General features: G+C 72.4%; 13 protein-coding genes and 1 tRNA gene. 8 read left to right on the forward strand and 6 right to left on the reverse strand.

Going from position 1 to position 13,475, the window contains the following annotated elements:
- Positions 1–2: 2 nt before the first annotated feature.
- The 8 genes from fdxA to I4I81_RS24920 all read left to right on the forward strand — a co-directional run bounded on the left by fdxA (position 3) and on the right by I4I81_RS24920 (position 8,244).
- On the forward strand, positions 3–335 hold the full coding sequence (fdxA, locus tag I4I81_RS24885; protein WP_218602707.1) for a ferredoxin: 333 nt from the start codon (positions 3–5) through the stop codon (positions 333–335).
- A complete protein-coding gene (locus I4I81_RS24890; protein WP_218602708.1) occupies positions 332–1,876 on the forward strand; it encodes a class I adenylate-forming enzyme family protein in 1,545 nt (514 codons plus the stop codon). Before fdxA ends, I4I81_RS24890 begins: the two co-directional genes overlap by 4 nt.
- Entirely contained in the window at positions 1,873–2,811 is a 939-nt protein-coding gene (locus I4I81_RS24895) for a fumarylacetoacetate hydrolase family protein (RefSeq protein ID WP_218602709.1), read from the forward strand. The genes I4I81_RS24890 and I4I81_RS24895 overlap by 4 nt, the downstream gene beginning before the upstream one ends.
- A 2-nt stretch (positions 2,812–2,813) precedes the next feature.
- A complete protein-coding gene (locus I4I81_RS24900; protein WP_218602710.1) occupies positions 2,814–3,677 on the forward strand; it encodes an SDR family oxidoreductase in 864 nt (287 codons plus the stop codon).
- Positions 3,674–4,408 (forward strand): SDR family NAD(P)-dependent oxidoreductase, encoded by a 735-nt coding sequence (locus I4I81_RS24905; protein ID WP_218616370.1) that lies wholly within the window; start codon positions 3,674–3,676, stop codon positions 4,406–4,408. The genes I4I81_RS24900 and I4I81_RS24905 overlap by 4 nt, the downstream gene beginning before the upstream one ends.
- A gap of 178 nt (positions 4,409–4,586) precedes the next feature.
- Entirely contained in the window at positions 4,587–5,759 is a 1,173-nt protein-coding gene (locus I4I81_RS24910; RefSeq protein WP_218602611.1) for a thiolase domain-containing protein, read from the forward strand.
- On the forward strand, positions 5,756–7,363 hold the full coding sequence (locus I4I81_RS24915; protein ID WP_218602610.1) for an AMP-binding protein: 1,608 nt from the start codon (positions 5,756–5,758) through the stop codon (positions 7,361–7,363). The genes I4I81_RS24910 and I4I81_RS24915 overlap by 4 nt, the downstream gene beginning before the upstream one ends.
- Positions 7,360–8,244, forward strand: coding sequence for a PCC domain-containing protein (locus tag I4I81_RS24920; RefSeq protein WP_218602609.1), 885 nt, complete (start codon positions 7,360–7,362; stop codon positions 8,242–8,244). The genes I4I81_RS24915 and I4I81_RS24920 overlap by 4 nt, the downstream gene beginning before the upstream one ends.
- 133 nt (positions 8,245–8,377) lie before the next feature.
- Here I4I81_RS24920 and I4I81_RS31690 read toward each other — a convergent pair whose 3' ends face one another.
- The 6 genes from I4I81_RS31690 to I4I81_RS24945 all read right to left on the reverse strand — a co-directional run bounded on the left by I4I81_RS31690 (position 8,378) and on the right by I4I81_RS24945 (position 13,472).
- Positions 8,378–8,737 carry a tyrosine-type recombinase/integrase gene (locus I4I81_RS31690; RefSeq protein WP_218602615.1) on the reverse strand — a complete coding sequence of 120 codons (360 nt, stop codon included), beginning with the start codon at positions 8,735–8,737 and terminating at the stop codon, positions 8,378–8,380.
- On the reverse strand, positions 8,650–9,729 hold the full coding sequence (locus tag I4I81_RS24925; RefSeq protein WP_218602608.1) for a tyrosine-type recombinase/integrase: 1,080 nt from the start codon (positions 9,727–9,729) through the stop codon (positions 8,650–8,652). The genes I4I81_RS31690 and I4I81_RS24925 overlap by 88 nt, the downstream gene beginning before the upstream one ends.
- Positions 9,730–9,812: 83 nt before the next feature.
- Positions 9,813–9,886, reverse strand: a tRNA-Thr gene (locus I4I81_RS24930).
- A gap of 45 nt (positions 9,887–9,931) precedes the next feature.
- Positions 9,932–10,162 (reverse strand): nuclear transport factor 2 family protein, encoded by a 231-nt coding sequence (locus I4I81_RS24935; protein ID WP_218602614.1) that lies wholly within the window; start codon positions 10,160–10,162, stop codon positions 9,932–9,934.
- A 194-nt stretch (positions 10,163–10,356) separates the two neighbouring features.
- Positions 10,357–11,508, reverse strand: coding sequence for a DNA polymerase III subunit delta' (locus tag I4I81_RS24940; RefSeq protein ID WP_218602607.1), 1,152 nt, complete (start codon positions 11,506–11,508; stop codon positions 10,357–10,359).
- Complete coding sequence (locus I4I81_RS24945) at positions 11,505–13,472, reverse strand: bifunctional MFS transporter/dTMP kinase (protein WP_218602606.1); 1,968 nt, start codon at positions 13,470–13,472, stop codon at positions 11,505–11,507. Before I4I81_RS24945 ends, I4I81_RS24940 begins: the two co-directional genes overlap by 4 nt.
- Positions 13,473–13,475 lie beyond the last annotated feature (3 nt).

Raw genomic sequence — 13,475 nt, forward strand, 5'->3', positions numbered from 1 at the left:
ACGTGCCTTTCGTCATCGGTGGGACCTGTATCGACGAGACCGACCGCTCGTGCGTGGATGAGTGCCCGGTTGACTGCATCTACGAGGGCGAGCGCAAGCTCTACATCAACCCGGCCGAATGCATCGACTGCGGGAACTGTGAGCCGGCGTGCCCGGTGTCCGCGATCTTCAACGACCGTCTGCCTGTGGCCGGCCAGGATCAGCACGTGGCCGACAACGCGGCGTTCTTTTCCGAACTGCTTCCCGGGCTCACCTCACCCCTGGGGATGCCGGGCGGAGCCGCCCTGCTGGGCCCGCTGGGCGTCGACACCACACTCGTCCGGGCCCATCCGTGACCGGCGACGTACTCGCGCTCTTGTCGCGGCACGCCGCAGACGCCGCGCGGGTGTTCCTGGTCCACGAGGCCGCGGACGGCACCCGCACGGAGCGGACCTACGCACAACAGCTCGGCCGGGCCGGGGCTGCCGCCGCGGTGCTGTCCGCGCACGGAGTCGGCGCGGGTGACCGGGTGCATGTGGTCATGGACAACCGGCCTGAGTTCCTCGACGTCCTCTTCGGCTGTGCCGCGCTGGCCGCTGTGCTCGTCCCGGTCAGCCCACTCTCCACCCCGACCGAGCTGCGCCACCAGCTCACGGACTCCGGTGCCCGGGTATCCGTTGCAGGACCGGGGCTGGAGGACCCGGTGGGCCAGGCCGGCGGAGTTCCGGTCGTCGCGGTCGCCGACCTCGCGACGGAGCCGTCGAGGCTCCCGGCACGAACACCGCGCCACGGAACCGCCGCGATCATGTACACCTCCGGTACGACGAGCCTGCCCAAGGGGGTGCTCGTCTCCCACGAGAACTACGTCGCGGTCGGGTCGGCGATGGCGGCGCACCTCGCCCTCACTGCGGCCGACCGGTGGCTGGTCACACTGCCGCTGTTCCACGCCAACGCCCAGTACTACTGCCTCATGTCGGCGCTGACCGTCGGCGCGTCCGTCGCGCTGACGCAGCGCTTCTCGGCTACGGCGTGGCCGCGGCAGGCCCGCGACCTGGGGCCCACCCTGGCCAGCCTCTTCGCCGCACCTGTCCGGATGATCCTCGCGCGATCCGATCCCGCCGACGACGGGGCGAACGCCCTGCGGGCCGTGCTGTTCGCCCAGAACCTCGCCGACGAGCAGGCACGGACGTTCGAGTCGCGGTTCGCCGCCCCACTCGTGCAGCTCTACGGCATGACCGAGACGATCACTCCTCCGTTCGTCAACCCGGTCGGCGACGGTCGGCGCTGGGACTCCATCGGGCGGCCGCTGCCCGGCGTGCGGATCCGCGTTGTCGACCCGGCCGGACGCGACGTCCCGCCTGGAGCGGCCGGCGAGCTGCTGGTCGGGGGTGAGCCGGGACGCGACGTCACCGCGGGGTATCACGACCGGCCCGCGGAGACCGCAGAGCTCCTTGCCGACGGGTGGCTGCACACCGGCGACCTCGTCAGGATCGACGAGCAGGGTAGCGGCTACTTCGTCGACCGCGCCAAGGACATGATCAAGCGTGCCGGGGAGAACATCTCCGCCGGTGAGGTCGAGCGGGTCGTCAACGACCATCCCGATGTGCTCGAGTGCGCCGTGCACGGCGTGCCGGACCCCGTCCTCGACGAGGTGGTCGTCGCTCACGTCGTCGCGCGGCCGGGTGCCATTTTGGAGCCGGCCGACGTCATCGCGTGGTGTCACGAACGCCTGGCCCGCTTCAAGGTTCCCGCCGAGGTCGTCGTCCGCGACGAGCTGCCCCGGACGAGCGTCGGCAAGGTCCGTAAGGCCGCGCTGCGCAGCGCGCACACCGTCGAAGCCCGCCGCGACCGGAGACCAGAACCCCTTGTGAACCAGACGAACGGAGATCACCCATGAAGTGGGTCACCTACGACGCCGGGGACGGCGCCCGCACAGGAGTACTGGCCGAGGACTCCGTCCGCGGGCTCGCCCCGGGAACGACGCTGCTCGGCCTGCTGACCGACGGGCAGCTGGCCGAGGCCGGCGAGGGCGCGCTGCGCGACCCCCACGAGGTCCGCGACCTCGCCGACGTCGTCCTGCGGGCTCCGCTTCCCCGCCCGCCATCGGTCCGTGACTGCTTGTGCTTTCTCGACCACCTGCGAGCGGGCTACCGGGCGCTTGGTCGCGACGGCGATCTGCATCCCGCCTGGTACCAGACCCCGGCCTTCTACTTCGCCAACGCCGACGGGATCGTCGGCCCCTACGACGACGTCCCCATCTCCCCGGGCTGCTCGATGTTCGACCTCGAGCTGGAGGTGGGCGCGGTGATCGGTCGCGGCGGCCGGGACCTGGACCCGGCACGGGCCGAGGAGCACATCGTCGGCTACACCCTCTACAACGACTGGAGCGCCCGCGACATCCAGCTGCGCGACTCCGCCCAGGGCATCGGGATGGGCAAGAGCAAGGACAGCGCGATCACGCTCGGCCCCGCGCTGGTCACCGTCGACGAGCTCGAGCCCCATCGGCGGGACGGGCGTTTCACGTTCGAGCTCTCCGCGGAGGTCAACGGGAAGGAGCTGACCCGCGGCACGCTCGCGCAGATGGACTGGAGCTTCGGCGAGGTCGTGGCGTTCGTGTCCCGCGGCACCGACATCACCCCGGGTGCGGTGCTGGGTTCGGGCACCATCCCGGGCGGGTGCCTGCTCGAGCACGTCGACACCCCCGACCTGGCCGGGTTCAGCCGCTGGCTCCAGCCCGGTGACGTCGTCTCGCTGCGCGGCGAGGGCCTCGGCGAGACCCGGCAGACCGTGCGTGCGGGGCTCGACGTCCTGCCCCTGAGTTCGGGGTTCTGACCATGGCGCAGAACGGGACCGTCGCCGTCCTCGGCGCGTCGGGGCGAACCGGACGTCGGGTCGTCGACGCGCTGGCCCGGCGGGGGACACCGGTCCGGGCCGTCACCCGCAGCTCGCCCGCGCCGCCCGGCGCCCGGGAGGGGCACACGGCCGACCTCGCCGACGAGGGTTCGCTCGTGCGCGCCCTGGAGGGCGCGGCCGCCGTCTACGTCATCCCGCCGGTCTACCGGCCCGACGAGGACGTGCTGATCGCCGCGGCCGCCCGGGCCGCGGCCCGGGCCAGGGTCGGCCGGGTCGTGCTGCACTCCGTCCTGCACCCGTACACCGCGACGATGCCCCACCACGTGCTCAAGGCCGTCGGCGAGGACGCCGTACGCCGCTGCGGCGTGCCCTGGACGATCGTCCAGCCGGCGATGTACGTGCAGACGGTCAGCGAGATCGTCGTCGGCACCGGGGACGACGTCGGGCTGCCCTGGGACCCCGACGCGCCGATGTCGGCGGTGCACCTCGGCGACGTCGCCGAGGCCGCGGCGAATATCCTGACCGGCCCAGGTCACGAGTGGGCGACCTACGAGCTGGCCGGGCCCGAACGCCTGGGGCTCGCGGCGATGGTCCAGCAGGTCGCCGACGTCACGGGGCGGCCGCTGCGGCCCCACCGGCTCCCGCCCGGCGGCTGGTCGCTGTTCGATCCCGGTTCGACCGAGGCGGAGACCCTCGTCGCGATGTGCCGCGAGTACACCGACCACGGCCTCCCGGGGAACCCCAACGTTCTGTCCTGGCTGCTCGGCCGTCCGGCCACCCGGTTCGCCGACGCGGTGCGCGCCGACCTCGCCCGGCTCCAGGTCGCCGGGGAGGGATGCAGATGAGCTCCACGATCGTGTCCACGCCGGTCCGCAACGCCGTGGTGGTCGGCGGTGCCCGGGGCATCGGGCTGGCCACCGTGCGGCGGGCAGCCGGGCGGGTGGGTGCCATGACCGTCCTGGACCTCCCCGAGCACGCCCCCGAGGTCGCTGCGCAGTTCCTCGGCGCACGGTACGAGCGGGCCGACGTGCTGGACCCGGACGCGCTGCACGCGGGTTTCGAGGCCGCGGCCGCGCACGGTGCCGTGGACGCGGTCTTCGTCCCGGCCGGGGTCACCCTGCCGACGCCGCTGCTCACCACGAGTGCAGCCGAGGCGCAGCGGTGCCTGCTGACCAACGTGCTCGGCGCGGTCAACGTGATCCACGCCGCCGTTCCGCACCTGGCGCCCGGTGCGTCGATCGTGCTGTGCGCCTCGGTGGCCGCCTACACGGGCGGCGGGTACGTCGGCGGCCCGGTCTACGGGGCGTCCAAGGCGGCGGTGATCAGCCTGACGAAGGGCGCGGCCCGCGAGCTGGCCCCGCGTCGGGTGCGCGTCAACTGCGTCGCCCCCGGCTGCACGAGGACCACGATGCTCGGCGACGACCCCACGGTGCACGACGAGCTGGCTCGCCGGACGCTGGCCGGCCGGCTCGCCGACCCCGAGGAGATCGCCGACGGCGTGCTCTTCCTCTGGTCGGCCGCCGCGTCGTACATGACCGGAGCGGTCCTCGACGTCAACGGAGGGATCCGCCTCTGACGCCGCCGGCGCACCGGACGAAACCCGGCCGGAACACCGGCCGGGGCGACACCTCGGTTCGGGTCGACCGTCGTCACCACCGTGGCGACACCGGATCCCCACCGACCCCGCGAGAACGCCCCGCCACCTCGGGGCGACCACGACGCCGGGCACACCCCGCCCGGATCCGGAGGACGACATGACAACATCCGCGCAGCTCATCGGCTGGGCCCACACACCGTTCGGCCGGTCGGCGGCCCCGGACGTCGAGACGCTGATGGGTGAGGTCGCGGCCGCCGCGCTGGCCGACGCCAGGCTCGGGCCCGACGACATCGAGCTGATCTCGGTCGGCGTGTTCAACCCCGGCTTCTCCCGCCAGAGCTTCGACGGCGCACTGGTCGGCTCCGGGAACCCGGACCTGGCCGCCGTGCCCGCGGTGCGGGTGGAGAACGCCTGTGCGACCGGCAGCGCAGCCCTGTTCACCGCGCTCGACGCGGTCGAGTCGGGCCGCGTCCGCGCGGCGCTCGTCGTGGGCGCCGAGAAGATGACCGCCGTCTCGGGCCCGGCCGTCGGCGACGGCCTGCTCGGTGCGTGCCTGCGCCGCACGGAGGAGACCTACGGCAGCTTCCCGGCCATCTTCGCCGAGCTGACCCGACGGTACGTCGACCGCTACGGCGACCATCGACTCGCGCTGGCGCAGGTCGCGGCGAAGAACCACCGCAACGGGGTCGACAACCCGTTCGCCCACGTCCGCAAGGACCTCGGGGTTGACTTCTGCGCCACGCCCTCCGACCGCAATCCCGTGGTCGCCGACCCGCTGCTGCGCACCGACTGCTCGATGGTCTCTGACGGCGCCGCCGCCGTCGTCGTCGCCGGGCCGGACCTCGCCCGCGGCGCCCGCCGCGCCGTCGCGTGGCTGGGCCGGGCACAGGCCAATGACCATCTGGCCATCGAATCCCGGCCCGATCCATTGGCCTTCGACGGTGCTCGTCGGGCCTTCCACGGTGCCCTCCGCGAGGCCGGGCTCGGCCTGGCCGACCTGGACCTGTTGGAGACCCACGACTGCTTCACCCAGGCCGAGATCCTCCAGTACGAGGCGTTCGGGATCGCCGACGCCGGCAAGGCCGGGGAAGTGCTGGCCGAAGGCCGGACCCACCGGGACGGGGCGCTGCCGGTGAACGTGTCCGGCGGCCTCAAGGCCAAGGGCCATCCGATCGGCGCGACCGGGGTGTCGCAGCACGTCATGGCGGCGATGCAGCTCGTCGGGGAGGCCGGGGACATGCAGCTCGCCCGCGTCGAGCGGGCCGCGGTCTTCAACATGGGCGGCGTCGCGGTCGCCAACTATGCCTCGGTGCTGGGGGCGGCCCGATGACCCCGCGGCGCAGGGCAGTCAACCTCGCCACCCTGCTGACCCAGACCGCCCGCAGGCTCCCGGACCGCGACGCCGTCGTGGCCGGGGACCGGCGCTGGTCTTGGCGCGCGCTGGACACCGGCGTGAGCGCGCTCGCCCGAGAGCTGCACGCCCGCGGCGTCCGTCGGGGCGACTGCGTCCTGCTGCACAGTCCCAACCACGTCGAGTTCGTGCAGGCGATGTTCGCGGCGTGGCGGGTCGGTGCCGCGGTGGCCCCGACCAACAGCCGCTCCACCCCGGCCGAGGTCGCGGCACTGGCCCGGGCGTGCCGGCCCGCCGCCGTCGTGTGCCACTCGGCGCAGACCGGGCACGCCGCGGAGATCGGCCGGGCGGCCGCCACCCTAGTCTGCGACCCGCTGTGGATAGACGCCGCCGGCGACGATGCCGTCTCCCGGGTCGCGCCGCTCGACGGTAACGGCACCGCGTGGCCGGACGCGCCGGTCGAGCCGGGGCAGCACGCCTGGTACTTCTTCACCTCCGGCACCAGCGGCCGTCCCAAGGCTGCGGTGCTGACCCACGATCAGATGGGCTTCGTCGTCACGAATCACCTGGCGGACCTCATGCCGGGAACCACCGAGCACGACGCGTCGCTCGTCGTCGCCCCGCTCTCGCACGGTGCCGGAATCCACCTGCTGCCCCAGGTGGCGCGAGGGGCTCGGTCGGTCCTGACCGCGGGACGGCTGGACGGGGCCGAGGTGTGGGAGCTGGTCGAGCGCGAGCGGGTGTCGAACATGTTCACGGTGCCGACGATCCTCAAACGGCTGGTGGAGCACCCCGACGCCAGCCACCGGGATCACTCGAGCCTCCGATACGTCATCTATGCCGGCGCCCCGATGTACCACGCCGATCAGGATCACGCCCGTGCGGTGCTCGGCGACGTGCTCGTGCAGTACTACGGGCTCGGCGAGGTCACCGGCAACATCACCGTGCTGACCCCGGCCGAGCACGACCGGCTACGACCGGACGGCGTCGCATTCGGCACGTGCGGCCGGATCCGGACCGCAATGGAGCTGATGATCGCGGACGTGGACGGGCAGCCACAGCCAGCGGGCACGACGGGCGAGATCCAGGTTGCCGGCCCGGCGGTGTGCCACGGCTACCTCGACAACGACGACGCCGACCGCGACGCCTTCCAGGATGGCTGGTTCCGCACCGGCGACCTGGGGATGGTCGACGAGCACGGCTACCTCTACATCACCGGCCGCGCCTCCGACATGTATATCTCAGGCGGGTCCAACATCCACCCACGCGATATCGAGGAGAAGCTCGCCGCGCATCCCGGGGTCAGTGAGGTCGCCGTGCTGGGCATGCCGCATCCGGAGTGGGGCGAGGTCGGGGTGGCGGTCTGGGTGTCCGCCGACGGTCCCGACAGGCAGGCAGCGGCCACGGCCGAAGACCTCCGTGGCTGGCTCGAGCCGACGATGGCGCGGTACAAGCTGCCGCTGCACTTCCTGCGATGGCCGGAGCTGCCGAAGTCCGGCTACGGCAAGATCGTAAAGCGCGAGATCCGCGATCGGCTGGTCGCCGCCGGCTGGTCGAACGGCGAGCCCGGGGACGGGCGATGAACGCGGGTGGTCGAATCGCCGCCCTGACCCATCCCGGACCCCCGTCGCCGTCGCGGTTGATCGCCGTTGCGACGCGCGCCGATCCCGTGCCGGTGCAGGTGCCGGGAGGCATCGAACTGCTGACCGCCCTGTCCCGGGCGGCCGAAGCCCTGGGTGTGGAGTCGGCCCAGGTCGAGCTGCTGGGCGGGATTCTGCGCAATGTCCAATACTCACTGCCACAGGATTGCCGCGACAACACCGGTCGCGCACTCGTCTACAGCGACATACGGACGGCTCGGGGGCCGGTGAACCTGCTGAGCGGGTCGGTCACCCTGGGGTCCCTTGAGGGCCGACCGTACCTGCACTGTCACGCCGCCTGGATCGACACGGCCGGGGTGGTCCAGGCTGGTCACGTGTGGCCTCAGACGACGATCGGACCAAGCCCGCTGGCCGCCGTCGTCCACCCGCTCCCGGGCGTCAGCTCGCGCAACGCCGTCGACCCGGAGACCGGGATGCCGGTATTCACCCCGTACCGGAGCGGTCCCGCCGGCACGACGGGTTGCCGGGTGGTGCTCGCCCGCGTGCTGCCCGGGGAGGACCTGCTGAGGGCCGCCTCCCGAATGTGCGCCCAGGCAGACATCCGCCGGGCCTCTATCCGAGCCAGCTTGGGCAGCCTCGTCGGCCCCATCTTCCTGGAGAAGGAGCCCACAGCTCCGCTGCCGGGCCCCTGCGCCGAGCTCGTGTCATTGTGGGGCACCGTGGACGGCAGCCGTCCAGTCGAGCCGTTCCATGTCATCGTCGGTGATGCCACCGGCGCCGTCCACGGCGGGATAATTGATCCGGCCAGTAGTCGTGTCGCCGTGACCGTTGAACTTCTCGTCACTGAGGAGTCCCCGCCGTAGATGGCTCTGCTCAGCACCGCCTCCGCACTATCGGAGTCAGAGACCGTGAAGCGGCGCACCTACTGCCGAGCTGCGGCGGGTTTGCCACACAAAGCACATTCTATTCATTCGGTGGCCCATTCGTTCGCTGTAGTCAGACTCCAAATCGTGGCCTGATCACCGGCCGGGGTCGTCGTGTTGCAAGTGCAGCGGCAGCTCGCTGGTCGGCCTCTTCGACGAATGCTGTGTACGTCCGCAGCGTCGTCGATCCACCTCCGGCGTGCCCCAGCCGGCCGGCCACAGTCCGGATGTCGACGCCGGCAGCGATCAGTTCGGTGGCTGAGTAATGGCGCAGGCTGTGCAGGTGGGTGCTGATGCCGAGTCGAGCGGCCAGGCGCCCGTATCGCTGCGTGACGCTATCCGGGCTCAGTTGCTTGAAGCAGTCCGGTACGGAGGAAAAGACAACCCGTCGCGGCGCACACGGGTATCGACCAGGGCGGCGCGCTCGTCGCAGCGCACCCGGTGCTCGCGCAGGACGTCGACGAGCTCGGCGTCAAGGGTCACGCGGCGGTGCTGGTGGGTCTTGGTGTCCTTTTCCCACACGTCGCCAGCGATCTGGCCGATGCTCGCCTGGAACTTGGCAACGCCTGCATCCAGGTCGAGGTGTGACCAGCGGAGGCCGCACACCTCGCCTCGTCGGGCGCCGGTGGTCATGGCGAACCAGATCAGGACGCCCCAGTCGGGGTCCTTCCACGCCTCGGTGAGGATCCGGGCCGCTTCCTCGGTCGTCGGCGGCGACGGGTTGGGGCGGGGGGCCGAGGGCGGTTCGGTCTGGTCAATCGGGCTGATGGCGATCCAGCCCCACCGGACCGCGCGCATGAACGCGCCGCTCAGGATCGCGTGCACGACGCGGATGCTCCCGGCCGCGAGTGGGGTGCACCGGTGAGCCGCACACGTCCGCTCGCACCAGCGACACGCGGCATCGACGTCGCCCGAGGCGACCTTGGCGCACTTCCGCCGAGGCGAGTGCTCGTCGCACGCGTGCTCGGCTGTGGTGCGGTGCTGGACGTGCTTCTTGCCGCGGCAGTGATCTCGGCAGCGGCGGAGCTGGGCGTACAGGCCCTCGATAGTCTGGGCGGTGATCCGGCCCACCTGCAGCCGGCCGATGGTGGGCCGGATGTGCTTCTCGATCTTCCCTATGTAGCCGGTCCTGGTCGTCTTCTCGACGTCGATGACTTCGAGCCAGCGGTCGAGCAGCTGGTTGACCGTGGCCTCGGTCTTCGGGCTCCGACGCTCGTCGACCTGGTTGAGGAGACGGGTGAGGACCTTCTCGGCTTCCCTCTTCGTCTCCTGGCGTGTCGCCCGGGCCGCGACGGTCTGTCGGATCCAGAGCTTCTCGCCGGTGAGCTGGTCGATCCCGGCGTAGACCTTCACCCGCGCGGAGCCGCTCGGCAGCCAGCCGATGGTGCCGCGATGACGTCCACGAGACGACCGGGAGGAGGCCACGAGGGCGAAGATGCAACGATTGGAGGCCACGAGGACCGCCTGAGTGGGTTCCGGGAGGGTCAGGTAGTGCCTCTGACCTGCGGAGCCGCCTTGGGGAGTCGAACCCCAGACCTACGCATTACGAGTGCGTCGCTCTAACCGACTGAGCTAAGGCGGCGATGTGCGGGCGCCAGTGTACCGGCGGGGTCCGGCGCCCCCGACGTCAGGTGGTCTCCGCCGGGACCGGGACGAAGGCGGCGGAGTCGTAGTAGGTGCTCAGCCGGACGATCTTGTCGTCGGCCAGGTCGATCACGGTCACGCCGCGGCAGGAGATGGGGCGGTTGCTGCGCAGGATGCCGGTGCTCGTCCACTCCAGGGCGAACCGGTCGGTGCCCTCGACGACGTCGGAGAACTCGGTCGTGATGTCGGTGGACTGGTCGCGTACTCGGTCCAGACTGCGCCACCTCGCCGTGTCGTTCGCCGCGGGCGTCGAAGCGCCGGGTGACGGCGTCGTCGGCGAAGAGGGCGGCGAACGGGGTGACGTCGGAGTCCTGCTCGAAGGTCAGCAGACCGGCGGCCAGGCGTCAGGCGCGGCCGTCGGTGATCCCGTCGTCCTGCACGGCCCGGCTACCCCGCCGCGACGGGGGCTCAACCCGTGTGGATCGCCGTCATCATCGCCTCGGCCGCGATCTCCGGTTTGACGTTCAGGTCGAGTGCCTCCCGGCAGGCCAGAACGGCTTCCAGGCGGCGCAGCGTGGACTCGGGGGTCCACTCCTGGGCCGCACGGCGGACGTCGGCGGAGCGGTCGGGGTTGGCGAGGGGGACCTCGGCGCCCGCGGAGGTCACGAGGACGTCGCGGAAGAACGAGGTGAGGTCGACGAGTGCGCGGTCGAGCGCGTCGCGCTGGTTGCGGGTGTTGCGCAACTTCTGGCGTTTCTCCAGGTCGCGCTCGGCCGCCTTCGCGGAGCGCGCGGCCCCGGCGACGCCCTTGCCGACGCCGCCGCCGCCCATCGCGACGTTCATCTCCTCGCGCTCGGCGCCGTCGCGGGCCTCGCTCAGCGCTCCGGCCTCGGCCTTCGCGCCGCGGACGAGGTCGGAGGCGAACGCGAAGGCGTCGCCGAGCGAGCGGGTACGCAGGGGCAGGGCGAGCACCGCCTCGCGCTGGGCGCGGGACTCCTCGTCGCGGGCGAGGTGCCGGGCGCGGCCGACGTGCCCGTCGGACACCGACGCCGCCCACCGGGCCCTCTCCGCGTCGATGCCGTCGCGCTGTACCAGCACGGCGGTGATGGCGTCGACCGACGGCGTGCGCAACGGGACGACGCGGCACCGCGAGCGGATCGTGACGCTGACGTCCTCCGGGTGGTCCGACGGGGCGCACAGCAGGAACACCGTCTGCTCGGCCGGCTCCTCCACCGCCTTGAGCAGCGCATTGGCCGCGCTCTCGGTGAGCCGGTCGGCGTCGGTGATGATCAGGATCTGGTACCGACCCGTCGACGGGCGGCGGGCCGAGAGCGCGACGAGCCTGCGCATCGCGTCGACGCCGATGCTCAGCCCCTCCGGCACCACCTCGCGCACGTCGGCATGGGTGCCGCTCAGGACGGTGTGGCAGGCGGCGCAGTGGCCGCAGCCGTGCTCGGGGCACTGCAGCGCCGCCGCGAACGCCCGCGCCGCGACCGACCGGCCGGACCCGGGCGGCCCGGTGAACAGCCACGCGTGCGTCATCGCCGACGGCTCGCGCGCCGCGTTCCCCAGCTCCTCGACGGCGTCGGGCTGGCCGACGACCTCGTCCCAGACGCTCACGGCGCGGTGAGCGTGGTGGAGGTACTGGGGAGCATCGGGGCGAGCCCGGTGTACACCCGCTCGGCGACCTCGTCGGCCGTGCCCTCCGCCTCGACCACGGCGTAGTGGTGCGGCTCGGCGGCGGCCATGCGGGTGAGCAGCCGCTGCACCCGCAGGTGCTCCTCGCCGGGCAGCCCGGTGGGGGCCGTGGGGGTGGCGCGGTCGAGCAGCACCGACACGTCGGGGCGCAACCGTCCGGTGGCCCACAGGACGAGGCTGTCGAGCTCACGGGGCTCCACCTCGGTGGCTGCCACCCCGTACTGCACGAGCCCGGCCAGGAACCGGTCGACGACGACGACCGCACCCTGCGCGAGGGCGGGCCGGATCACGCGCTCGACGAGGTCGGCCCGCACCGCGGCGGCGGCCAGCGCCTGCGCGCGGGCACCCCCGAGAGCGGCCTCGCGGACGGCGGCCTCCCAGCGCTCGCGGTCGCGCCCGGAGTCGTCGAGCTCCACCACGGTGTGCCCGGCCGACCGCAGCCGCGCCGCCAGTCGCGCAGCCTGCTCGGCGGTCTCCTCGGCGGGCGCGCCCTCGATGGCGACGAGCAGCCCGGACCCGGCGCGCGGCACGCCCCGGCGCAGCGCCGCGAGCAGGTCGGGCAGCATCGGCTCGGTGCGCTGGTCGTGCATCTGCCGGTAGGCGACCATCCCGACCACCGCGGCCACCAGCCCGCCCGCGAGCATGACGATCCGGGTGCCGTCGATGAGGAACGACCGCCCCAGCAGCTCGACGCGCTGCGTGCTGACCAGCCCCACCACCAGCGGGACCAGCGCCATCGAGCCGAGCAGCGTGAGCCGCACGATCGACTGCACGAACGCGACGATGCGGCCGCGGATGTCGTCGGCGACCTCGGTGCCGATGATCGTGAGCCCGGTGAGGAACGCGATGCCGGCGAACCCGCCGACCAGGCCGACCGCGGCGATCGCGACGAACAGGTGCGGTGCCAGCGCCACGAGGACGAGCGCGAACCCGGCCGCGACGATCGCGGCCCCGAACAGCCGGTTGTGCGGGATCCGCCGCGCCATCCCCGGCGCGACGGCCATGCCGAGCGCCAGCCCGACGAACACGGCGGCGAACAGGATCCCGTAGGCCGCGTTGCCGCCGCCGAGGCTCGCCGCGTAGAGCGTGGCCGATCCGACGACCGTGCCGCCCGCCGCGAACGCCCCGACGATGCCCGCCACCAGCCCGCGGATCAGCGGCGTGCCGACGACGAACCTCGCGCCGTCGCGCAACAGCGTGACCACGCCCGGCGCCTGCTCGCGCGCCGCGGTGGCCCGCCCGGAGATCTCCGGGATGAAGAACCCGACGGTGATCGCCATGACCAGGTACGCGCACCCGGTGACGGCGAGCGCGACGTACAGCGTGGCCGTCTCCCCCGCGTCGCCGCCGAACGTGGACCCGATGCTCGACAGCGCCGTGAACAGCCCGGACGCCAGCAGCACCGCCACCCCGTAGGTGACGACCAGCGCGAGCTGGTTGGCCGTCTCGACCTGGTCGGGGCGCTTGAGCAGGTTGGGGACCGCGGCGTCCTTCGCCGGGATCCAGAACATCGCGCAGATCTCGATGAGGAACACCGCGACGAACAGCCAGACGAGCGACCCGACGATCGGGATGGACACGAACAGGCCGAAGCGCAGGACGTCGCAGACGACCATGACGCGGCGGCGGTCGAACTTGTCGGCCAGCGCCCCCGCCAGCGGCCCGAGCAGCAGCGCGGGCAGCAGCTTCGTGGCGACGACGCCACCGAGCGCGAAGCTCTGCGCCTGGTAGCCCGACGTCAGCTGGGTGGCCAGTGCGGAGAGCGCGAGCAGGCTCAGCCACTCACCGGTGGCCGACCCGGCCGTGACGAGCCACAGCCGCCGGAACGCGGGGATGGCCAGCACGCTGCGCACCCGGTGCGAGGTGGGCGCGGACGGCGTGGTCACGGC

Origin of the sequence: Pseudonocardia abyssalis, from assembly GCF_019263705.2 — a bacterium.
Classification (GTDB): domain Bacteria; phylum Actinomycetota; class Actinomycetes; order Mycobacteriales; family Pseudonocardiaceae; genus Pseudonocardia; species Pseudonocardia abyssalis.